A 20,771-nucleotide genomic window follows, 5' to 3' on the forward strand; every position below is an offset into this window, starting at 1 on the left:
ACGGAGGGGATTAAGTCGTTTGTGGCACACATGGGCCCCAAACGACTTAATCCCCTCCGTCCCCTTTTTCTTGCTTACAGCTGGATCTGCTGGAAATTCTCGACGCGCTGGTGACCGTTGACGGCCTGGCCGGTGCGCGGCAGCGGGTAGTCATCCAGGCGATCAATCAGGCGGGTCTGCAGGCCGGCTTCGCGGGCAGCATCCAGCTCTTCCACCACATCGGACAGGAACAGGATCTCGCCGGCCGGCACGCCAATGGCCTGCACGATGCGGCGGTAGCTGTCGGCCTCACGCTTGCCGCCGACTTCGGTGTCGAACCAGCCCGATACCAGCGGGCTGAGGTCACCGGCATCGCTGAAGCCGAAGAACAGCTTCTGCGCCGGCACCGAGCCGGAGGAGTACACGTACAGCGGCAGGCCGGAGGCGTGCCAGCCCTTCAGCACCGGCGCCACTTCCGGGTAGAAGTGCGCGGTGTAGTCGCCGCGGCGGTAGCCTTCGTCCCAGATCAGGCCCTGCAGCGCCTTCAGCGCGGTGTGCTTGCGGTCCTGGTCGATCCAGCCCTGCAGCGTCTCGGCTACCAGGCTGTCCTGGCAGGCGCCGCCGATCTCGGTGGCCACCGCATCCAGCCAACGGCGGACTTCCGGCTGCTGGCCGTGCTCGGCGACGAACGCGGGCAGCGCCTTGCGGGCATAGGGGAACAGCACGTTCTTGACGAACGAGATGCTGCTGGTGGTGCCTTCGATATCGGTCAGGATGACGCGGGGCTGCATGGATCAGGATGCCTGGGTAGGTACGTAACGGGGGAATTTCTGCGCGATGTCGGTGCCGGTGAAGTGACCGACCCAGCCATCCGGCTCGGTGAAGAAGCGGATCGCCACGAAGCTGGGCTCATCGCCCATGTCGAACCAGTGGGTGGTGCCATCGGGTACGGCGATCAGGTCGTCCTTCACGCACTCGATCTCATAGACCTTGTCACCCACGTGCAGGGTGAACAGGCCGGAGCCTGCCACGAAGAAGCGCACCTCGTCTTCCTTGTGGAAGTGTTCGTCGAGGAACTTCCTGCGCAGCTCGGCGCGGTTCGGGTTGTCCGGGGCGATCGAGGCCACGTCCACGCTCTTGAAGCCGCGCTCGGCAACCAGGCGGTCGATGTCGGCGCGGTAAGCGGCGAATACTTCATCCTGGCTGGCGCCCGGTGCGACCGGTGCGGTGGCCTGCCAGCGCTCGAAGGTGACGCCGATCTTCTGCAGTTCGGCAGCGATGACCGCGCCGTCCTGGGTATCCAGCAGCGGCGATTCGGGGCGGGTGTCGTCGTAGATGCGCAGTCGGCTCATGGCGGCAGCTTGAACGTCTCGGGGGGAAGACAGGGTAGCAGGGTGGGCACGAGGTGCAGATTCCGGATCGGCATCTGCACCTGCGTGCGGGTTCAGCCGCGCAGCTTGCGCAGTTCCAGCTCGCAGTGGAACAGGAACTCGAACGCTTCCAGGTGGCGGCGTGCCTCGGCCATGTCGCGGCCCCAGGCATACAGGCCGTGGCCGTCGATCAGGTAGCCCCACAGGTTCTGACGGTCGAGCAGGTCATCGACCTGCTTCGAAAGCACGTTCATGTCCTGGGTGTTGGCGAACACCGGCACGTCGATGGCCATCTCGTGGGTGCTGTTGCCGGCGAAGGCCTTCAGCAGCTCGTAGCCTTCCAGGCGGATGTGGCCCTGCGGCGCGTACAGGCGCGAGGCGACGGTCTGCACCGGCGAGTGGGTGTGCAGCACGCAGCCGATTTCCGGGAAGCGGCGATACAGCTGGGTGTGCAGCAGGGTTTCGGCGGACGGGCGCAGCGGGCGGCCGACGGCCAGGCCGTCGAAGTCCACCACCATGATGTCGTCCTCGATCAGGCGGCCCTTGTCCTTGCCGGAGACGGTGATCGCGGCGTGGCGGTCGTCCAGGCGGTGGGAGAAGTTGCTGCTGGTGGCCGGGGTCCAGCCGGCGTGGGCCAGTTCGCGGACGTTGTCGATCAGCAGCTGGGCCAGTTCGCTCAGGCGCGCGGTGTCGTACGGGAAGGTGGGGGCGTTCATGCCGGCGATTTTACTGGATTCGGCCAACGGCTGAGCCCCTCGTGGCGGGTCGTGTAGAGCGGTTCATGGACGGGGCGTGGCGGGCGGGCCGTGCAGGGGACGCTGCAAGTACGTCCATGTAAGCTCGATGGCGCCATCCATGGCGCCAACGCCCCTGCACGGCCCACCCGCCCCGCCTCTGGCAGGTTCCGGCGTACGGCCAGCCACGGAGTGAAGAAGGAAAAGCGAAAAGCGGGTCGCTTCGCTGCGCTTGCTCGGAGCGGAGCATGGCTCCGCTCTACAGAATCATTGATTCCGGAATATTCGTTCATGAGAACGCTCCATCCACGCATGGCGTGGATCTACCGGACGTGCCAGGAGACTGTCGGAGGCGGGGAGGGGGGAGGTTGCGGGGGCGTGAGCCGCATGGATGCGGCGACCGAGCTTACAGGGATGTACTTGCAGCGTCCCCCGCAATCTCCCCCCTCCCCGCCAAACCCTCAGCCCAGCTCTTGTCGTTGCTCCGGCTTCAAAGGCGGGTGCAGGGCCGCAGGCCCTGCAATCCCTTTACTTACCCCGCAGGCGGCTGTGCCTGAACCCGTAGCAGAAATAGATCACGAAGCCGACGAACGTCCACACCCCCATCAGCATCCAGTTGTGCATCGTCATCGCCGACAGCAGGGCAAGGCAGCTCAGTACGCCCAGGCTGCAGATCAGCCACGCCATCGGCATGCGGAACGGCCGTGGCAGGTCCGGCTGGGTGCGGCGCAGGATCAGCACGCCGGCGCACACGGCAGCGAACGCGATCAGCGTGCCCATCGAGGTCAGCTCGCCGAGGATGTCCAGCGGGAACAGCGCCGCCAGCAGCGCGATGCCGATACCGGTGATCACCGTGTTGATGTGCGGGGTACGGTACTTCGGGTGGATCTTGGTGAACACCGGCGGCAGCAGGCCGTCGCGGCCCATGATCATGAAGATGCGCGGCTGGCCGATGATCATCACCAGCACCACCGAAGACAGGCCGACCAGCGCGCCGACCTCGACCACCCAGCGCAGCCAGCCCAGCTGCGGATGCGCCGCCACGGCGGTCACCACCGGCTCATCGGTGCCCAGCAGCTGGAACGGCACCAGGCCGGTCATCACTGCGGCCATGGCGATGTACAGCACGGTGCAGATCACCAGCGACAGCATCATGCCGAACGGCATGTCGCGCTGCGGGTTCTTCGACTCCTGCGCCGCCACCGACACCGCCTCGAAGCCAATGTAGGCGAAGAACACCATCGCCGCACCGCGCAGCACGCCTTCCATGCCGTACTTGCCGGGGCCTTCGTTGGCCGGAATGAACGGGGTCCAGTTGCTGGTGTCCACGTACTTCCAGCCGACCACGATGACCAGCACGATCAGGCCGGTCTTGAGCACGACCATCGCCATGTTCATCGCCGAGGACTTGCTGATGCCGACGTAGCACAGCCAGGTCAGCAGCAGCACCAGTGCGGCGGCGGGCAGGTTGGCGATCGCGCCGGTCGGGCGCAGCTGCGCGTCGAGTGGCGCGCTGACCAGCGCCGCCGGTAGATGGATGTCGAACTGGCTGAGCAGGCTGAGGAAATAGCCGGTCCAGCTGACCGCGACCGCGGAGGCGGAGACGCCGTATTCGAGCACCAGCATCCAGCCGATGAACCAGGCGGAGAGCTCGCCGAAGGTGGCGTAGGTATAGGTGTAGGCGCTGCCGGAAACCGGCACCATCGAGGCGAATTCGGCGTAGGCCAGCGCGCAGAAGGCGCAGCAGATGGCGGCCAGTATGAAGGACAGCATGATGGCCGGGCCGGCGTGGTTGGCGGCGGCCTGGCCGGTGATGACGAAGATGCCGCCGCCGATCACCGCGCCGATACCCAGGGCAGTCAGCCCCCAGGGGCCGAGGTGGCGGCGCAGGCTCAGGCCGTTGGCGTCTTCATGGGCGGCATGCGGGTGCTTGGTGGCCCACAGTTGCTTGAACATGTGTGGTGGTCTTGTCGAAGCGCGCCATGACCGGCGCGCGGGAAAACGGACGGGCCGGCGCGAGGCCGGCCCGTAGGCGGATCAGGGCGACTTGGCCAGCTTGCTGTTGCGGATGCCGTAGCCCAGGTAGATCAGGAGGCCGAGCAGCGTCCAGCCAACGAACAGGTGCCAGTGCACCACGAACGCCTGCCAGAACAGGAACAGGCAGGTGGCTGCGCCGAGCGGGCAGATGATCCACACCGCCGGCACGCGGAACGGGCGGTGGATGTCCGGCTTGGTATAGCGCAGCACCAGCACGCCGATGCAGACCGTGGCGAAGGCCAGCAGGGTGCCCATCGAGACCAGTTCGCCCAGCACGTTCAGCGGTACCAGGCCGGCCAGTGCCGCGGCGATCACGCCGACCACGATGGTGGCGACGTACGGGGTGCGGAAGCGGGCGTGGACCCTGCCGAAGAACTTCGGCAGCAGGCCGTCGCGGGAGATGGTGTAGGCGATGCGGGTCTGGCCCATCATCATCACCAGCACCACCGAGGACAGGCCGGCGATGGCGCCGATCTCGACCAGGGTCTTCAGCCAGGACAGGGTCGGGTAGGGTTCCAGCGCGGTGGCCACCGGCTTGTCGGTGCCCAGCAGGTGGTACGGCATCATGCCGGTCAGCACCGCACAGACGATGATGTAGACGATGGTGCACACCGCCAGCGAGCCGAGCAGGCCGATCGGCATGTTGCGCTGCGGGTCCTTGGTTTCGCCGGCGGCGGTGGAGACCGCATCGAAGCCGATGTAGGCGAAGAACACGATGGTGGCCGCACGGAACACGCCGCTCCAGCCGAACTCACCCGCCACGCCGGTGTTTTCCGGGATGAACGGCTGCCAGTTGGCCGGGTCGATGTGGGCCGCGCCGATGCCGATGAACAGGCAGATGACGGTGACCTTGATCGCCACGATGATCGCGTTGACGAAGGCCGACTGGGTCACGCCCACGTACAGCAGGCCGGACACCGCCGCCACGATCAGTACTGCCGGCAGGTTGAACAGCTTGCCCGAGGCGATGAACTCGCTGCCGGTCCAGGCGATCGGGGCTGCGCTGAGCGCATCCGGGAACGGCATGTGCAGCGTGGTGGTGATGAAGCTGATCAGGTATGCCGACCAGCCCACCGCGACCGAGGCCGAGGCGAACAGGTACTCCAGCACCAGGCACCAGCCGATGAACCAGGCCATGCCTTCGCCCAGGGTGGCGTAGGAGTACGAGTAGGCACTGCCGGAGACCGGCATCATCGCCGCGAACTCGGCGTAGCACAGGCCCGCCAGGGCACAGGCGAAACCGGCCAGCACGAACGAAAGCATCACCGCCGGGCCGGCATGGTTGGCCGCGGCCTGGCCGGTCAGCACGAAGATACCAGCGCCGATCACCGCACCCACGCCAAGCAGGATGAGGTGTTTAGCCGTGAGGGTCCGTTTCAACGTGGCTTCGCCGTCCAGGCTGCCTTCGATGGGTTCGCCGGCATCGACGTGCCCGGCCGGTTCAACCGGCTTGACCCTCAACAGAGCTTTCAGCATGCAGTACTTCCTAGTGATCGGATTGGGTGGGCCGCCGATACGTTGCCGGCAACCCTGGAATGGTGAAGGCCGCGCGAACGGCCCGCTGTACCTTAGCCAAAGCTGAAGCCAACGCACAAGCGCAATCGCAACAATGAACGGCGATAATGAGCAGTATTTTTCCAAACGCCGCCCATTCATGAGCCAGACCGCCGAAACCCTTGCCGTGCTTGACGATCGCCTGCGTGGTCTGCTGCGGGACTATGCCCGCCGCGAGCCCGCCCACGACGCATTGGCTGCCGAATTCGGCACATTGTTGGACGATCCGGAAGATCCGTTCCGGCGCGAGCGGCTGGCCGGCCACTTCACCGCCAGCTGCTGGCTGGTCAGTGCCGACGGCCAGCGCCTGCTGCTGACCCATCACCGCAAGCTGCAGCGCTGGCTGCAGCTGGGCGGCCACGCCGACGGCGATCGTGACCTGGCCCAGGTGGCGCTGAAGGAGGCCGAAGAAGAATCGGGCCTGAGCGGCCTGGTGCTGGAAGACCCGACCATCTTCGATCTGGACAAGCATTGGATTCCCGAGCGCAAGGACGTGCCGGGACACTGGCACTACGACGTGCGTTTCGTGATCCGCGCGCTGGGCGGCGAAGCCTTCGTGCTCAGCGAGGAGTCACTCGACCTGGCCTGGCGGCCGGTGACCGAGGTCGCCGCCGATCCGGAATCGGACGAATCCATGCAGCGCATGGCGCGCCGGTGGCTGACGCGCTGAAGAAAAAGGGGACGGAGGGGATTAAGTCGTTTACGCCGCATGTGCCGCAAACGACTTAATCCCCTCCGTCCCCTTTTTTCAGTACAGGATGCGCGTGCGCAGCGTGCCCGGAATCGCGGCCAGCTCGTCGCGCACGGCGGCGGCCTGTTCCTCGCTGGCGGTGATGTCGATCACCACGTAGCCCACCTTCGGGTCGGTGCGCAGGAACTGGCCGTCGATGTTGACGTTGTGGCGCGAGAAGATCTCGTTGACCTTGGACAGCACGCCCGGCACGTTCTGGTGGATGTGCAGCAGGCGCAGGCTGTCGGCGTGCTCGGGCAGGGTCACTTCCGGGAAATTGACCGCCGACAGGGTGCTGCCGTTGTCGCTGTAGCGCACCAGCTTGGCGGCCACTTCAACGCCGATGTTGTCCTGCGCCTCCAGCGTGCTGCCGCCCACGTGCGGGGTCAGGATCACGTTGTCGTGGCGGGTCAGCGGCGATTCGAAGATATCGCCATTGCCCTTCGGTTCGACCGGGAACACGTCCAGCGCGGCGCCGCCGACGTGGCCGCTGGCCAGTGCCGCGTCCAGCGCATCGATGTCGACCACGGTACCGCGTGCGGCGTTGATCAGGTGCGCGCCCTTGCGCATCTTCGCCAGCTCGGTGCTGCCGATCATCCACTGCGTGGACGGGGTCTCCGGCACGTGCAGGGTGACGATGTCGGCGCGCCAGCAGGTCGTCCAGGCTGGCCGCCGCACGGGCATTGCCCAGTGCCAGCTTGGTTTCCACGTCGTGGAAGATCACCTGCATGCCCAGCGATTCGGCCAGCACGCCGACCTGGGTGCCGATGTGGCCGTAACCGATGATGCCCAGCGTCTTGCCGCGCACTTCATGGCTGCCGCTGGCCGACTTCGACCAGCCGCCGCGATGGCATTCAGCGTTCTTCTGCGGAATGCCACGGGTCAGCATGATCGCCTCGGCGATCACCAGTTCGGCCACGCTGCGGGTGTTGGAGTACGGCGCGTTGAACACCGGGATGCCGGCCAGCTCGGCCGCGTCCAGGTCGACCTGGTTGGTGCCGATGCAGAAGCAGCCCACCGCGATCAGGCGCTTGGCCTCGGCCAGCACTTCGGCGCTGAGCTGGGTGCGCGAACGGATGCCGACGATGTGCGCCTCGGCGATGCGCGCCTTCAGTTCGTCCTCGGGCAGCGCCTTGGTGTGCGCTTCGATCTGGCTGTAGCCGGCGGCGCTGAATACCTCCACGGCGGTCTGGCTGACCCCCTCCAGCAACAGCACGCGGATATCCTGCTTCGGGAACGAGGTCTTCTTCGGCGACATGGGGCGACACGGCCAGTGGGACAGGGGCTGACCACTATGCCAGATCGCAGCGACCATGATGCAGTGCGCAATTGGTTGCATCCGTAGCTATCTGCACGGCTGCGGGGCTGGACGCTGGCGCGTGCCGCTGGCACGCTTGCCCGTTCTTCATGCACCGCGCTGGACCGTCATGACCGATTCCCGCATTGCCTCGCTGCAACAAGCCTGCCCCGGCCTGAAGCTGAAGACCGATCCGTCCGACCTGGAGCATTACGGGCGCGACTGGACCCGGCGCTGGACGCCGGCGCCGCTGGCGATCGCACTGCCGGCCACGGTCGAGGAAGTGCAGGCGGTGATGCGCTGGAGCGCAGGCGAGGGCGTGGCCGTGGTGCCGTCCGGTGGCCGCACCGGCCTCTCGGGTGGCGCGGTGGCCGCCAACGGCGAGCTGGTGCTCAGCCTGGAACGGATGAACAAGGCACTGGCCTACGACGCGGTCGATCGCACCCTGGTGGTGCAGGCCGGCATGCCGCTGGAGGCCGTGCACAACGCCGCGCTGGATCACGGCCTGATCTACCCGGTGGATTTCGCCGCGCGCGGGTCCTGCTCGATCGGCGGCAACATCGCTACCAATGCCGGTGGCATCCGCGTGATCCGCTACGGCAACACCCGCGAGTGGATCGCCGGGCTGAAAGTGGTCACGGCTGATGGCGAGTTGCTGGAGCTCAACAAGGGCCTGATCAAGAACTCCAGCGGCTACGACTTCCGCCAGCTGCTGATCGGCTCGGAAGGCACGCTGGGCGTGATCGTCGAAGCCACGGTGAAATTGACCGATCCGCCGCCGGCCAGCAATGTGATGCTGCTGGCCGTACCCAGCTTCGAGGTGCTGATGCAGGTATTCGCCGCGTTCCGCGCGCCTGCAGCTGCAGGCCTTCGAATTCTTCACCGACCGGGCGCTGGAGCACGTGCTGGCGCATGGCGCGCAGGCGCCGTTCGACGAAGTGCACCCGTATTACGTGGTGACCGAGTTCGCGGCCGGCGACGAGGCCCAGGAAGCGGCTGCGATGGCCGCGTTCGAGGACTGCATGGGCAATGGCTGGGTCAGCGATGGCGTGATCAGTGCCAGCGACGCGCAGGCCGCGCAGCTGTGGCGCCTGCGCGAAGGCATCACTGAGTCGCTTGCCCGTTACAAGCCCTACAAGAACGATGTTTCGGTGCGGATCTCGTCGATGCCGGCGTTCCTGGCCGAGACCCAGGCGCTGATCGGGCAGGCCTACCCGCATTTCGATGTGGTGTGGTTCGGCCACATCGGCGACGGCAATCTGCACATCAACGTGCTCAAGCCGGACGACACCAGTGACGCTGATTTCGTGGCGCAATGCGAGCACGTAACCAAGCTGCTGGCGCAGGTGCTGGCCCGCTTCGACGGCAGCATCTCGGCCGAGCACGGCATCGGTCTGGTCAAGAAGGGCTACCTGGACAGCACCCGCGGCCCGGCCGAGATCGCCCTGATGAAGGCGGTCAAACGCGCGTTCGATCCCCAAGCGCGGCTGAATCCCGGCAAGCTGTTCGACGTTTGAGTCGGGCAAATCCTTCACGCACCCGTTACGCTCCACGCTTCCTAACAACCGGCTTCGAACCGATGACCCGTCCGCTTCTGCTGCTTGCCCTGCTGTCCCTGCCGCTGGCCGGCTTCGCTTCCAGCTTCGCCGGCACCTCGGCCGGCTCGGCCACCGGTGCGTCCTCCGGTTCCTCGGGCAGCAGCTCGGGTGACGACAAGGTGGTGCTGGCTGCACGCGACGATGCCGCTGCGTTCGTCGCCAGCGACGGCCAGATCCGTGGCGCTCGCCTGCAGGCGGCGCTTGTCCACCTGCGTGAGCAGAGCACTGCCGCACAGCAGCAGAGCGACCTGGAACTGGCCCGCGCGCTGCTGGCGCGTTGATCCCGCCTTCGGGTAGTGCCGGCCGCTGGCCGGCAACGCCATGACAACTGCAAGGAACGCAGCCACGCACGGCGTGGCTCTACTGCTGATCGCTCATGTCGCGCACGCGGCTGATCGCCTGCAGCTCGATCCTGCGGGGCTGAGCCCTGCACAGCAGCAGGTGGCGACGCAGACACTGACCGACGTACAGTCACTGCTGCCGGAGGGTCTGCTGCGCGCTTTGCCGGCTCAGGTGCAGGTGCGCTGGAATGACGACCTTCCTGCCAAGGTGCACGGCCGCGCTTTCGGCGACCGCATCACGTTGCGCCGCGATCTGCTGGATGACGGCATGCCCGGCGCCCGGCGTGCGCGACGCAGCGCGCTGGTACACGAACTGACCCATGTTGCCGACCGTACGGCGGCGAACTGGTCGCGCAGTATGCGCTGGCGTGATCTGGCCGGATGGCAGCGCAAGCCCTGGCATCTCGGCCGTGGCGGCAATGACTTCCGAGACCGTAGTCCCGATGCGTATGAACTGAAAGATCCGGCCGAGTACCTGGCAGTGAACGCCGAGCATTTCGTGCTCGACAGCGAGTTTGCCTGCCGGCGCCCGGCACTGGCGCAGTGGTACCAGGCCCATTTCGGAACCCCGCCGTCGCTGCCACAGCCGCAGTGCGCTACGACGCTGCCCTTGCTCCAGGCCGAATCGGAAGAAGGCGCTGCATCGCTGCTGCACCTCGATCCGGCGCGCGTCTACGCGGTGGATTACCTGTTTGCCGAAGGCAGCGCGCAGCCGATGAGTCGCTGGGGCCACAGCATGCTGCGGCTGGTGATCTGCAAGCCGGGGCGCGCACCTGGGCAGGATTGTCGCCTGGACCTGGAATACCACCGTGTGCTTTCGTTCCGTGCCTTCGTTGGTGACGTGCAGATTTCCAACTGGCGTGGCCTTACCGGTGGCTACCCGTCGCGACTGTTCGTGCTGCCGCTGCAGCAGGTAGTGGACGAGTACACCAAGGTCGAGCTGCGCGGGTTGCAGTCGCTGCCGTTGCAGTTGTCGCCCGGCGAGATCGCCAGCCTGCTCGAGCGCACTGCGCAGGTGCACTGGAGCTATGACGGGCGCTATTACTTCGTCAGCAACAACTGCGCGGTGGAAACCGCCAAGCTGCTGCAGGCGGGTGTGCCGCGGCTGGGCAAGGCCGGGCTGGCCCAGCTGAGTCCGCGTGGTTTGAAGCGTCGGCTGTCGCAGCTGCATGTGCTGGACGAGCAGGTACTCACGGACCGCAATGCAGCACAGGCGCAGGGTTACTACTTCGCCTCGGCACGCGATCACTACCAGCAGTTGTTCGGCGTGGCGGCAGCCCAGCTGGCATTGCCCGCACGCGACGTACGCGGCTGGTTGAAGCTGCCTGCACAGCAACGGGCACCGTGGTTGCTGAAGGGCGACCTGCGCGCAAGCGCCGGCCTGCTGCTGCTGGAACAGGCTGCGCAACGCCGCGCCGAGCTGCGCGCGCGATGTGCTGAAACGGCGCCTGCTGGCCGCACCGGACAGTGCCGAAACCCGGGGCCTGCGCCAGTTGCTGGAGCAGGGTGGGCAATGGCTGCGCCCGGGTACGCTGCTGGCGGGCGGCGGCTACGGGTTGCCGCTGGCCGATGAGCAGGCGGTGCTGGCCGAAGCGGTTGCCACCGCCAGCGCACAGGCGGTGCCGGCCTGGCAGGCGCTGCGCGTACAGCTGCGTCAGCAGCTGCCGGAGAAGCAGCGCAACGAAATGGATGCGATCGACGCCAACCTCGCTGCGCTCGGTGCCCGCCTGCGGGAACAGGCAGCCACGCCGGCTATTGGCGCGGCAGCTCGATAACGAAACGGCTGCCACCAGCGTTGCCCGCCGTGCAGTAGACGCGGCCGCCGTGCGCGTCGGCGATGGCCTTGACCACCGCCAGGCCGAGCCCGCTACCGCCACCCTGGCGCGAACGCGAACCGTCGGCACGCATGAACGGAGAGAAGATGTCGGCGTGCAGCTCAGGGTCGATGCCCGGGCCCTCATCCTCGATCGCTACCTGCACATGGCCCGGTGTGTCATGCACGGCAATCCGCACCTTGCCCGGGCTGGCATAGCGGCGCGCGTTCTCCAGCAGCGCCAGCAGCGCCTGGCGCAGGCGGGTCGGGTCGCAGTGCGCGTTGTGTTCTTCGCGGCTGGTTTCCAGCTCCAGCACGAAGCCGGCGGCGCGGAACTGGGGATCGACCAGGGTCATCACCGAATGCACTTCGGCCACCACGTCGGTACGTGCGCGGCGCACGTCCAGCCGCGCATTGTCGGACAGGCTCAGCACGCGCAGATCCTCGATCAGTCGTGACAGGCCCTCGACCTGGGCGAGCAGGCTGCGGAACTGTGATTCGTCCGGCTGGAAGACGCCCTCGGCCAGGCCCTGCAGGCGGCCGCGCAGGATCGTCACCGGAGTCCGCAGTTCATGGGCGATGGCTGCATGCCACATCGCACGCTCGCTCTCCACGTGCTGCAGCCGCCGCGCCATGGCATTGAAGTCCTCGACCAAGGTGGCCACTTCGCCCGGCGAGTTTTCCTCGACGCTGGCACGGGCACCGAGGTCGCCGCCCGCGAGCGCGCACGCTGTCCACCAGCGAATTCAACGGCGACAGGATGCGATGGGCAAGACGGAACGAGGCGGCGATGGCCAGCGCCAGGCCGGTCAGGATCACGCCGACCATCCATGCCAGTTCAGGGCCGGTCGGCAGCCAGCTTTCCGGTTCCTCGGTAGTGCCGGGGAAGAATTCGACCAGCACCGCATACAGCAGCCACGATGACAGGATCATCATCACGATGACGCCGATCACCATCAGCGACATCGAGACGATGATGTGGCGGCTGAGCCCGGAGCGGCGCAGGCGGGCCATCAGCGGTCGGCCATCAACCGGTAGCCGACGCCACGCACGCTGGCCGGCACATTGACCATGCCCACTTCATCCAGCTTGCGGCGCAGCTTGCTGACATGGCTGTCGACCGTGCGCTCCAGCGCCTCGCTTTCCGGCAGGCATTCGTGCATCAGTTCACTGCGGCTGAAGATGCGGGTCGGCGCCAGCGCCATGCAGTGCAGCAGCTTGAACTCGGTGAGCGTGAGCAGCACTTCGTGGCTGTAGCCTTCGCCTTCCACGTGTACGGCGTGGGTGGCCGAGTCGATCAGCAGCGGGCCCGCCCGCAGCGCGGTCGGGGCGTCCACGCGCGAGGCGCGCAACGTACGGCGCAGCACGGCGCGCACGCGCGCCGCCACTTCGGCCGGATTGAATGGTTTGACCACGTAGTCATCAGCGCCCATGCGCAGTGCGGTCAGCTTGTCCAGGTCCTGGTCCAGTGCGGTCAGCATGATCACCGGCGTCTCGCCGCGCTGGCGCAGCTGGGTCAGCACGCTCCAGCCATCCAGCCGCGGCAGCTGCACGTCGAGCAGGACCAGGTCGGGGCGGGCGCTGCGATGCAGGTCCAGTGCGCTGTGGCCGTCGGCGGCGCGCAGCGTACGCAGTCCTTCGCGTTCCAGATAGGCGGTAAGAATGTCGGCGATCTCGGCCTCATCCTCGACGATCAGGACGAGGGCGGCGAGGGCAGGGGCGGCATGCATGCAGGGGCGGGGCCTTAAGGTGCTTGCCTCCATCGTATCTCCACAGTTCCTCCATCGAAACCCCATCATCGCCACGCACACTGGGTTCTTCAGAACCTATCAGCCGCCCGCGCGGCATTGTGCACAGCAATGAGAACCTTCAGGACTCCGGTCGCGTTGATCGCGGCCCTCGCCCTGGCCATGACGGCCTGCTCCACCCCCGAAGCCACGCCCGAAGCCGCACCCCGCGTGAGCGTGGTTACCGTTGGCCCGCAGGTGGTGCAGCGTGACGACGAACTGCCTGGCCGCGTGGCCGCCGTGCGCACCGCGCAGATCCGAGCGCAGGTGGGTGGCATCGTGCAGCGCCGGCTGTTTGACCAGGGCGCGGAAGTAGACGCCGGCCAGGCCCTGTTCCAGATCGATCCGGCGGCCTTCCGTGCCGATGTCGATTCGGCACTGGCCGCGCTGCAGCGCAGTGAGGCCGCCCTGGGCCGCAGTCGCGTGCAGTCGCAGCGCCTGCATGCACTGGCCGCGGCACAGGCCGTCAGCCAGCAGCATCGCGACGATGCCAGTGCCGAGTACGAACAGGCCCGTGCCGCGGTGAATGAAGCGCGCGATCCTGGCCCGTCGCCAGCTCGACCTGCGCTATGCCACGGTCAGCGCGCCGATTGCCGGCCGCATCGATCAGGCGCTGGTGACCGAAGGCGCACTGGTCGGCGTGGCCGATGCCGAGCCGATGGCGGTGGTACAGCAGATCGACCAGGTCTACGTCGATGTGCGCCAGCCGGCGGCCCAGCTGGAATCGCTGCAGCGCAGTGCTGCCGGTGGTGGCGAGCTGCCGGTGACGATCATCGGTGCCGCCGGCAAGCCGCTGTCCGAGCGTGGCCAGATGCTGTTCTCCGGCATCAACGTCGATGCGCGTACCGGTGATGTGATTCTCCGCATCCTGGTCGACAACCCGCAGCGCCAGCTGCTGCCCGGCATGTATGTGCGCGCGAAAGTGCCGCGGGGTGCACCGGCCAGTGCGCTGACCGTGCCGCAGCAGGCCGTGCTGCGCAGCGCCGGTGGCCAGGCCTATGCCTGGGTGATCGGTGGCGATGGCAAGGCGGTGATCCGCACGCTGGAAGTCGACGGCAGCGTTGATCGCCAGTGGCTGGTGCGCACCGGTCTGAAGGCGGGCGAAAAGGTGGTGGTCGAGGGCCAGGAACGCCTGCAGGAAGGCGTGGTGGTCGATGCGCGCGACTGGCAGGTGCCGGTCGCCAGCGCCGGCGCGGTGCAGGCCGGCAGCAAGGGCTGAGCCTTTCCCGGGCCAGCCCATCCAGGAAAATCCAACATGGCACGTTTCTTCATCGATCGCCCGGTGTTCGCCTGGGTGCTGGCGATCTTCATCATCCTGGCCGGCGTACTGGCGATTCCGCGCTTGGCCGTGGAGCGCTATCCGGCGGTCGCGCCGCCCAGTGTCAGCATCTATGCCAGCTACCCGGGTGCCAGCCCGCAGACGCTGAATGATGCGGTGGTCGGGCTGATCGAGCGCGAGCTGTCCAGCGTCAAGCACCTGCTGTACTTCGAATCGTCGGTGGACACCTCCGGCGAAGCCTCGATCACTGCGACCTTCAAGCCCGGTACCAACCCGGAGCTGGCGCAGGTGGACGTGCAGAACCGGATCAAGGCGATCGAGCCGCGCCTGCCGCGCAGCGTGCGCCAGAACGGCCTGTTCGTGGAGGCCGCCGATTCCGGCTTCCTGATGCTGGTCGGCCTGCGTTCGCCGGATGCCAGCGTCAGCGAAGCGGCGCTGGGCGATTTCATGGCGCGCAACATCATCGAAGAGCTGCGCCGCATCGATGGCGTCGGCCGCGTGCAGCTGTTCGGTGCCGAGCAGGCGATGCGCGTTTGGCTGGACCCGACCCGGTTGACCGGCTACGGCCTGACCATGGGTGATGTGGCCACCGCCATCGAGCAGCAGAACCTGGAGATCTCGCCGGGACGCATCGGTGATTCGCCGGGTGTTCCGGGCCAGCGCATCACCGTGCCGCTCAGCGCCGATGGGCAGCTGTCCACGCCGGAGCAGTTCGCAGCCATCGTGCTGCGCGCCGGGGCAGACGGTTCACGGGTGGTGCTGGGCGATGTCGCCCGCGTCGAACTGGGCGCGCAGAGCTATGCGTGGGGCACCCGTGAGGATGGCCACCCAGCGACCGCCGCCGGGGTGCAGTTGCGTCCTGGCGCGAACGCAGTGCGCACCGCGTCGGCGGTCCGTGAGCGCATGGCCGAACTGGCGCCGCTGCTGCCGCGCGGCGTGGAGTCGAGCATTCCGTTCGATACCGCACCGTTCGTGAAGATCTCGATCCAGAAGGTGGTGCAGACGCTGCTGGAGGCCATGTTGCTGGTGTTCGCGGTGATGTACCTGTTCCTGCAGAACTGGCGCTACACGCTGATTCCGGCGCTGGTCGCACCGATCGCGCTGCTCGGCACCTTCGCGGTGATGCTGGCACTGGGCTTCTCGATCAACGTGCTGACCATGTTCGGCATGGTGCTGGCGATCGGCATCATCGTCGACGACGCCATCGTGGTGGTCGAGGGCGTGGAACGGATCATGGCCGAGGAAGGACTGCCGCCGCGCGAGGCCACCATCAAGGCGATGCGCGAGCTGACCGGTGCGGTGATCGGCATCACCCTGGTGCTGACCGCCGTGTTCATTCCGATGGCGTTGGCCAGCGGCTCGGTGGGCGCGATCTACCGCCAGTTCACCGTGGCGATGGCGGTGTCGATCCTGTTCTCGGCGCTGCTGGCATTGAGCCTGACGCCGGCGCTGTGCGCGACCCTGCTGCGCCCGAATACCCATGGACACCATGGTCGTGGCGGGCTGTTCGGTGCCTTCAATCGTGGCTTCGAGAAGATGACCGGGCGCTACCAGCGTGGCGTGGCCTCGGTGCTGCAGCGCAGTGGGCGGGTGATGGGCGTGTTCGCCGCACTGGTGGTGGCGCTGCTGCTGGGCCTGCACTGGTTGCCGGGCGCATTCCTGCCGGAAGAAGACCAGGGCTATTTCATGACTTCGATCCAGCTGCCGGCCGAAGCCACCGCCGAGCGCACGCTGGCCGTGGTCGAAGCCTACGAGCGGCACGTGGCCTCGCGTCCGGGCATCGGCTCCAACCAGTCGATCCTCGGCTACAGCTTCTCCGGCTCCGGCCCGAGCGCGGCGCTGACCTACACCATGCTCAAGGACTGGAGCGAGCGTGCAGGCTCCACCGCGGCCGGCGAGGTGGAGGCCGCGCAGAAGGCGATGGCCACGATTGCCGAGGGCGAGGTGATGAGCGTGATGCCGCCGGCGATCGACAGCCTGGGCCGTTCGTCCGGGTTCTCGCTCGCCCTGCAGGCGCGTACCGGGCAGAGCCAGGCCGAACTACGCGCGGCCCTGCAGCAGCTGCTGAAGCTGGCCGAGGCCAGCCCGCTGCTGTCCGAGGTGCATGCCGATGGCCTGCCTGCAGGCACCAGCGTGCGGCTGGACATCGACCGCGCCAAGGCCGAGGCGATGGGCGTGGGTTTCGGTGACATCAGCAGCACGCTGTCGGCGGCGATGGGCTCGCAGTACGTCAATGACTTCCCCAACAAGGGCCGGTTGCAGCAGGTGATCCTGCAGGCCGACGCGCCGCACCGCATGGAACTGGAGGACGTGCTGAAGCTGTACGTGCGCAACAGCGAGGGCGGCATGGTGGCGTTGTCCGAACTGGTGACCCCGCACTGGACTGAGGCGCCGCTGCAGCTGCAGCGCTACCTCGGCTTCCCGGCGCTGAACCTGTCCGGCGCCCCGGCCTCCGGGGTGTCGACCGGTCAGGCGATGGCGGAGATGGAGCGGTTGGCGGAGAAGCTGCCGTCTGGCTTCGCCCTGCAATGGACCAGCCAGTCGCTGCAGGAGCGCGAATCCGGTGCGCAGGCGCCGTGGCTTTTGCTGCTGTCGATGCTGGTGGTGTTCCTGGTGCTGGCGGCGCTGTACGAGAGCTGGTCGATTCCGCTGGCGGTGATGCTGGTGGTGCCCTTGGGCCTGCTCGGAGCGGTCGCGGCCGTGTTGTTGCGCGGCATGCCCAACGACGTGTTCTTCAAGGTCGGCATGATCACGGTGATCGGGCTGTCGGCGAAGAACGCGATCCTCATCGTCGAGTTCGCACGCCAGCTGCAGCAACAGGGCCGTGGCCTGGTCGAAGCGGCGCTGGAGGCGGCACGGCTGCGCCTGCGGCCGATCGTGATGACCTCGCTGGCGTTCGCGCTGGGCGTGGTGCCGCTGATGCTGGCGCAGGGCGCATCGAAGGAAACCCAGCAGGCGATCGGAACCGGCGTGTTCGGCGGCATGGTCAGTGCGACCGTGCTGGCGGTGTTCTTCGTGCCGGTCTTCTATGTAGTAGTGCAGGGCGCGCGGCAGTGGATCGCGCAACGCCTGCGCAGGCGCCGGCCGATGCCGGAAGGATCCGTGGATGGAACGGGACATCGTTGAAGACCTGCATGAGCGGCAGCTGGCAGCGCTGGAACAGCGCCTGCGGCAGGCATTGCTGGATGACGACCACGATGCGCTGACCGCGCTGGTATCGCCGGCCTTGTTCATGATGGATGGGCAGGGCGGGCGCATGCTCGATCTGCCCTGGCTGGGCGACTGGCTGGCCGGGAACCTGCGGGTGAGCAGCCTGCAATCGTACGCGGTGGAAACGCTGCTGTGCGGACGCCTGGCATTGTTGTCCAGTGACGTGCGCTTGTCGGTGCGCGGGCAGGGCCAGGAGCGCGAGCTGAAACTGCGCCTGCTGCGGGTCTGGACCTGCAGTTCCGGCGACAGCGGCGCGCAGCTGCTGTCGATGGCGGTACTGGCCGCATGAGCGCGGTCAGGCCGCTTTCAGGCCCCGCTCACCGGCAGGTGGTAGGGTCGAAGATCTCTGTAGTGTCGACAAGGAGTCGAGCCATGCGTGTAGTCCCCAGTCTGTTGGCAGCCTCCCTCGGGTTGGTCCTGGCCGCGTGCCAGCCGGCACAGCCACCCGCTGCGGGCGGCACTGATGCCGCGCCGCCGGCCGCGCCCGAACCGGCTGCCAGCACCGGCGCCGGTACCGGCAGCGAGACCATGTACCGGTGTGGTGATCTGAACGTGCGCGCGACCTTCAATGGCGAGGATGCGGCGACGGTAGTGATCGGCGAACGTACCTTCGCCATGACCTCCGAGCGTGCGGCGTCGGGCGCGAAGTATGGCGATGGCCAGGGCAACAGCTTCTGGACCAAGGGCAGCGATGACGGCCTGTTGAGCCTGAAGGGCGAGGCCGATCGCGAGTGCCATGCGGTCGAAGCCACCGAAGGCGATGGCAGCGCCGGCAATGCCGCGTTCCGTGCCACCGGCAATGAACCCGGCTGGCTTGCAGTCGTTGACGGCGATGCGCCGGGCCTGCAGGTGGAAGTCGACTATGGCGAGCGCCGCTTCGATGTGGCCAAGCCCACCGAAGGCGCTGACGGCTGGAGTGGCAAGGCCTCTGATGGCACCGATGTGAAGCTCAGCTTCCAGCGCACCACCTGCCAGGACGACATGAGCGGCGAGGCGTTCGAAGCCAAGGTGAACCTGACCATCGGCACCCGCCAGTACCACGGCTGCGGCAACTTCGGCGCGAAACAGCCGTAAGGCATCTGTAGAGCCGAGCCCACGCTCGGCTCTGCATCATCGAGGGGTCAGCCCTCGCAGGGCTTCAGGTCGAGATCGAAGTCCAGGTCATAGCGGCTGTTGATTCCGATCAGCGCTGCGCGGATCGCACAGTCACCGCTATAGCGCGCGACCAGATCGGTGAAGTTCTTCTCGCGGCCTTCGCAGTATTTGGCGCTGGCCTCTTTCAGTTCACGGCGACGCTCGTCGTCGTACGGCTCTTCGCCGGCGAAATGCTGGCAGGTGTTCTCGCGCGAGGAAGGCCTGCACGTCGGCCGGCATCGCGCAGTAGATGCGCACGTCGTCGACGTCATACACATCCTCCGGGACCGGACAGCCTGCGGCTGCACGTACCTTGTCCAGGTCCTCTTCGCCCGAGGGCTGCTCGGTAGCGGGCTCCGCTTCGGCGATGGCCTCCACGGCGGCCGGTGCCTCCACCGCTGGTGCGGCGGTCACGGCCGGTTCGGCTGGCGTGGCGTCGGCAGCATTGTCCGCTGCCTGCGGCGAGCACGCCGCAAGCAGGGACAGACAACCGATCAGCGCAAGGCGCTTAGTCGGCACGGCCCGCGAATTCGCCGGTGGCGGTGTTCACCAGCACGCGCTCGCCGTTGACGATGTACTCCGGCACCATGATTTCGATGCCGGTGTTGAGCTTGGCCGGCTTCGGGCGCTTGGTGGCGGTGCCGCCCTTCAGTTCCGGCGGGGTTTCAATCACTTCCAGCACCACCGAGGCCGGCAGCTGGATCGCCACCGGCTGCTCGTCGATCACCTGCACGTAGATGCCGGTCAGGCCGTCGGTGATGTAGCCGGCGTCGTCGCCGATCACGTCCGCGTCCAGGGTGTACGGGGTGTAGTCCTCGTCATCGAGGAACACGAACGCATCGCCGTCCTTGTACGAATAGGTGGACTGGCGGCGCAGCAGTTCGACCTCGACCAGGTTGTCGTCGGCATCGAAGCTGGCATCGAGCTTGTTGCCGCCCGGCACGCTGTACATGATGAAGCGGAAGCGGACGTTGCCGCCGCGACCCTGCGGCGAGCTGCGCTCGATGTCGCGGATCTGGTACACGCCGTTGTTGTACTCGACGACGTTGCCCTTCTTGATGTCGTTGGCTTTCATGGTGATCTAGGTCGTTGGGGGAGGGCGCCGTCCCGGCGCCCGGGGGGAATCACTTCGGAGCGAGGCGGGTAGCGCCGTCCAGGCGGATGGTCTCGCCATTGAGGTAGGTGTTGCCGAGGATGAAGCCGACCAGGCTGGCGAAGTCTTCCGGCTTGCCCAGGCGCGACGGGAACGGGATCGACGCGGCCAGCGACTGCTGCACCGCCTCGGGCATGCCATCGACCATCGGCGTCCAGAACACGCCCGGGGCGATGGTGTTGACGCGGATGCCGAAGCGCGACAGTTCGCGCGCCATCGGCAGCGTCATCGACACCACGCCGCCCTTGCTGGCGGCGTACGCGGCCTGGCCGATCTGGCCTTCGTAGGCGGCGATGCTGGCGGTATTGATGATCACGCCGCGCTCGCCGTCGGTGCCGGCTTCGTTGTGCTGCATGCGGTTGGCCGCGGCCTTTGCAACGTTGAAGCTACCGACCAGGTTGACCATCACCGTGCCCTGGAAGCCGGCCAGCGGCATCGGGCCTTCCTTGCCCAGCACGCGGCCGGCGCCGAGGATGCCGGCGCAGTTCATCGCCACGTTCAGGCCACCGAGGAACTCGTGGGCCTGGTCGATGGCTGCCGAGACGGCCGCTTCATCACTGACGTTGACGTTGAAGTAGCGGGCCTTGTCGGCACCCAGCCCGGCAACGGCAGCAGCACCCTTGTCGTCGTTGAGGTCGAACAGGGCCACCTTGCCGCCCTGGGCGACGAGGTGCTGGGCCACGGCCAGGCCGAGGCCGGAGACGCCGCCGGTGATCACGGCACGTACGGAAGACAGCTGCATTGCACGGTCCTGC

The 20,771-nt window shown here is 67.0% G+C and carries 14 protein-coding genes and 5 pseudogenes; 8 read left to right on the forward strand and 11 right to left on the reverse strand.

Translation table 11 applies throughout. From position 1 onward, the window contains the following. Positions 1-74: 74 nt before the first annotated feature. From mtnC to ACZK2V_RS09905, 5 genes are all read right to left on the reverse strand, one after another. Positions 75-770 (reverse strand): acireductone synthase, encoded by a 696-nt coding sequence (gene mtnC, locus ACZK2V_RS09885; protein WP_049398495.1) that lies wholly within the window; start codon positions 768-770, stop codon positions 75-77. A 3-nt stretch (positions 771-773) separates the two neighbouring features. Beyond that, positions 774-1,331: a 1,2-dihydroxy-3-keto-5-methylthiopentene dioxygenase gene (locus ACZK2V_RS09890; protein WP_014037028.1), complete on the reverse strand. Its 558-nt coding sequence runs from the start codon at positions 1,329-1,331 to the stop codon at positions 774-776. A gap of 92 nt (positions 1,332-1,423) precedes the next feature. Beyond that, complete coding sequence (locus tag ACZK2V_RS09895; RefSeq protein WP_032130340.1) at positions 1,424-2,065, reverse strand: methylthioribulose 1-phosphate dehydratase; 642 nt, start codon at positions 2,063-2,065, stop codon at positions 1,424-1,426. Positions 2,066-2,611: 546 nt separating this feature from the next. Then, a complete protein-coding gene (locus ACZK2V_RS09900; RefSeq protein ID WP_486323217.1) occupies positions 2,612-4,039 on the reverse strand; it encodes an amino acid permease in 1,428 nt (475 codons plus the stop codon). An 81-nt stretch (positions 4,040-4,120) separates the two neighbouring features. After that, entirely contained in the window at positions 4,121-5,596 is a 1,476-nt protein-coding gene (locus tag ACZK2V_RS09905; RefSeq protein WP_049400146.1) for an amino acid permease, read from the reverse strand. Between the two features lie 133 nt (positions 5,597-5,729). On the opposite strand from ACZK2V_RS09905, the gene ACZK2V_RS09910 reads away from it, so the two are divergent. Next, positions 5,730-6,344 carry an NUDIX hydrolase gene (locus ACZK2V_RS09910; protein ID WP_486323218.1) on the forward strand — a complete coding sequence of 205 codons (615 nt, stop codon included), beginning with the start codon at positions 5,730-5,732 and terminating at the stop codon, positions 6,342-6,344. A gap of 78 nt (positions 6,345-6,422) precedes the next feature. Here ACZK2V_RS09910 and serA read toward each other — a convergent pair. Beyond that, positions 6,423-7,662 (reverse strand): annotated as a pseudogene (gene serA, locus ACZK2V_RS09915) (phosphoglycerate dehydrogenase). 169 nt (positions 7,663-7,831) lie between these two features. Here serA and ACZK2V_RS09920 point away from each other — a divergent pair. The 3 genes and pseudogenes from ACZK2V_RS09920 (at position 7,832) to ACZK2V_RS09930 (ending at position 11,415) form a co-directional block, all read left to right on the forward strand. Further along, positions 7,832-9,218, forward strand: a pseudogene (locus ACZK2V_RS09920) (FAD-binding oxidoreductase). Between the two features lie 62 nt (positions 9,219-9,280). Further along, positions 9,281-9,580, forward strand: a complete 300-nt coding sequence (locus ACZK2V_RS09925; protein WP_014037036.1) for a DUF2388 domain-containing protein — start codon at positions 9,281-9,283, stop codon at positions 9,578-9,580. 40 nt (positions 9,581-9,620) lie between these two features. Further along, positions 9,621-11,415 (forward strand): annotated as a pseudogene (locus ACZK2V_RS09930) (DUF7844 domain-containing protein). On the opposite strand, the pseudogene ACZK2V_RS09935 reads toward ACZK2V_RS09930, so the two are convergent. Both ACZK2V_RS09935 and ACZK2V_RS09940 read right to left on the reverse strand, forming a co-directional pair. Continuing rightward, positions 11,393-12,467: pseudogene (locus tag ACZK2V_RS09935) on the reverse strand (ATP-binding protein). The pseudogenes ACZK2V_RS09930 and ACZK2V_RS09935 sit on opposite strands and share 23 nt — an antisense overlap. Further along, positions 12,467-13,183: a response regulator gene (locus tag ACZK2V_RS09940; RefSeq protein ID WP_020424480.1), complete on the reverse strand. Its 717-nt coding sequence runs from the start codon at positions 13,181-13,183 to the stop codon at positions 12,467-12,469. Before ACZK2V_RS09940 ends, ACZK2V_RS09935 begins: the two are co-directional and overlap by 1 nt. A gap of 129 nt (positions 13,184-13,312) precedes the next feature. On the opposite strand from ACZK2V_RS09940, the pseudogene ACZK2V_RS09945 reads away from it, so the two are divergent. The 4 genes and pseudogenes from ACZK2V_RS09945 to ACZK2V_RS09960 all read left to right on the forward strand — a co-directional run bounded on the left by ACZK2V_RS09945 (position 13,313) and on the right by ACZK2V_RS09960 (position 18,803). Next, a pseudogene (locus tag ACZK2V_RS09945) lies at positions 13,313-14,459 on the forward strand (efflux RND transporter periplasmic adaptor subunit). 36 nt (positions 14,460-14,495) lie between these two features. Next, on the forward strand, positions 14,496-17,645 hold the full coding sequence (locus tag ACZK2V_RS09950) for a multidrug efflux RND transporter permease subunit (protein ID WP_486323219.1): 3,150 nt from the start codon (positions 14,496-14,498) through the stop codon (positions 17,643-17,645). Then, a complete protein-coding gene (locus ACZK2V_RS09955; protein WP_032128783.1) occupies positions 17,626-18,018 on the forward strand; it encodes a nuclear transport factor 2 family protein in 393 nt (130 codons plus the stop codon). Before ACZK2V_RS09950 ends, ACZK2V_RS09955 begins: the two co-directional genes overlap by 20 nt. Positions 18,019-18,101: 83 nt before the next feature. Beyond that, positions 18,102-18,803 (forward strand): COG3650 family protein, encoded by a 702-nt coding sequence (locus tag ACZK2V_RS09960; protein WP_486323220.1) that lies wholly within the window; start codon positions 18,102-18,104, stop codon positions 18,801-18,803. A gap of 47 nt (positions 18,804-18,850) precedes the next feature. Here ACZK2V_RS09960 and ACZK2V_RS09965 read toward each other — a convergent pair whose 3' ends face one another. From ACZK2V_RS09965 to ACZK2V_RS09975, 3 genes are all read right to left on the reverse strand, one after another. Continuing rightward, entirely contained in the window at positions 18,851-19,135 is a 285-nt protein-coding gene (locus ACZK2V_RS09965; protein ID WP_486323221.1) for a hypothetical protein, read from the reverse strand. 236 nt (positions 19,136-19,371) lie between these two features. Beyond that, positions 19,372-19,938, reverse strand: a complete 567-nt coding sequence (gene yeiP, locus ACZK2V_RS09970) for an elongation factor P-like protein YeiP (protein WP_005409468.1) — start codon at positions 19,936-19,938, stop codon at positions 19,372-19,374. 49 nt (positions 19,939-19,987) lie between these two features. Next, positions 19,988-20,758, reverse strand: coding sequence for an SDR family oxidoreductase (locus tag ACZK2V_RS09975; RefSeq protein ID WP_132810025.1), 771 nt, complete (start codon positions 20,756-20,758; stop codon positions 19,988-19,990). Positions 20,759-20,771 lie beyond the last annotated feature (13 nt).

The sequence above is a fragment of the Stenotrophomonas sp. 93052_Sma genome, from assembly GCF_056481145.1.

Bases quoted from the DNA above. Each gene is read 5' to 3' on its own strand.
- mtnC (WP_049398495.1), bottom strand. From the start codon at position 770: ATGCAGCCCCGCGTCATCCTGACCGATATCGAAGGCACCACCAGCAGC.
- ACZK2V_RS09890 (WP_014037028.1), bottom strand. From the start codon at position 1,331: ATGAGCCGACTGCGCATCTACGACGACACCCGCCCCGAATCGCCGCTG.
- ACZK2V_RS09895 (WP_032130340.1), bottom strand. From the start codon at position 2,065: ATGAACGCCCCCACCTTCCCGTACGACACCGCGCGCCTGAGCGAACTG.
- ACZK2V_RS09900 (WP_486323217.1), bottom strand. From the start codon at position 4,039: ATGTTCAAGCAACTGTGGGCCACCAAGCACCCGCATGCCGCCCATGAA.
- ACZK2V_RS09905 (WP_049400146.1), bottom strand. From the start codon at position 5,596: ATGCTGAAAGCTCTGTTGAGGGTCAAGCCGGTTGAACCGGCCGGGCAC.
- ACZK2V_RS09910 (WP_486323218.1), top strand. From the start codon at position 5,730: ATGAACGGCGATAATGAGCAGTATTTTTCCAAACGCCGCCCATTCATG.
- ACZK2V_RS09925 (WP_014037036.1), top strand. From the start codon at position 9,281: ATGACCCGTCCGCTTCTGCTGCTTGCCCTGCTGTCCCTGCCGCTGGCC.
- ACZK2V_RS09940 (WP_020424480.1), bottom strand. From the start codon at position 13,183: ATGCATGCCGCCCCTGCCCTCGCCGCCCTCGTCCTGATCGTCGAGGAT.
- ACZK2V_RS09950 (WP_486323219.1), top strand. From the start codon at position 14,496: ATGGCACGTTTCTTCATCGATCGCCCGGTGTTCGCCTGGGTGCTGGCG.
- ACZK2V_RS09955 (WP_032128783.1), top strand. From the start codon at position 17,626: ATGGAACGGGACATCGTTGAAGACCTGCATGAGCGGCAGCTGGCAGCG.
- ACZK2V_RS09960 (WP_486323220.1), top strand. From the start codon at position 18,102: ATGCGTGTAGTCCCCAGTCTGTTGGCAGCCTCCCTCGGGTTGGTCCTG.
- ACZK2V_RS09965 (WP_486323221.1), bottom strand. From the start codon at position 19,135: ATGACGTCGACGACGTGCGCATCTACTGCGCGATGCCGGCCGACGTGC.
- yeiP (WP_005409468.1), bottom strand. From the start codon at position 19,938: ATGAAAGCCAACGACATCAAGAAGGGCAACGTCGTCGAGTACAACAAC.
- ACZK2V_RS09975 (WP_132810025.1), bottom strand. From the start codon at position 20,758: ATGCAGCTGTCTTCCGTACGTGCCGTGATCACCGGCGGCGTCTCCGGC.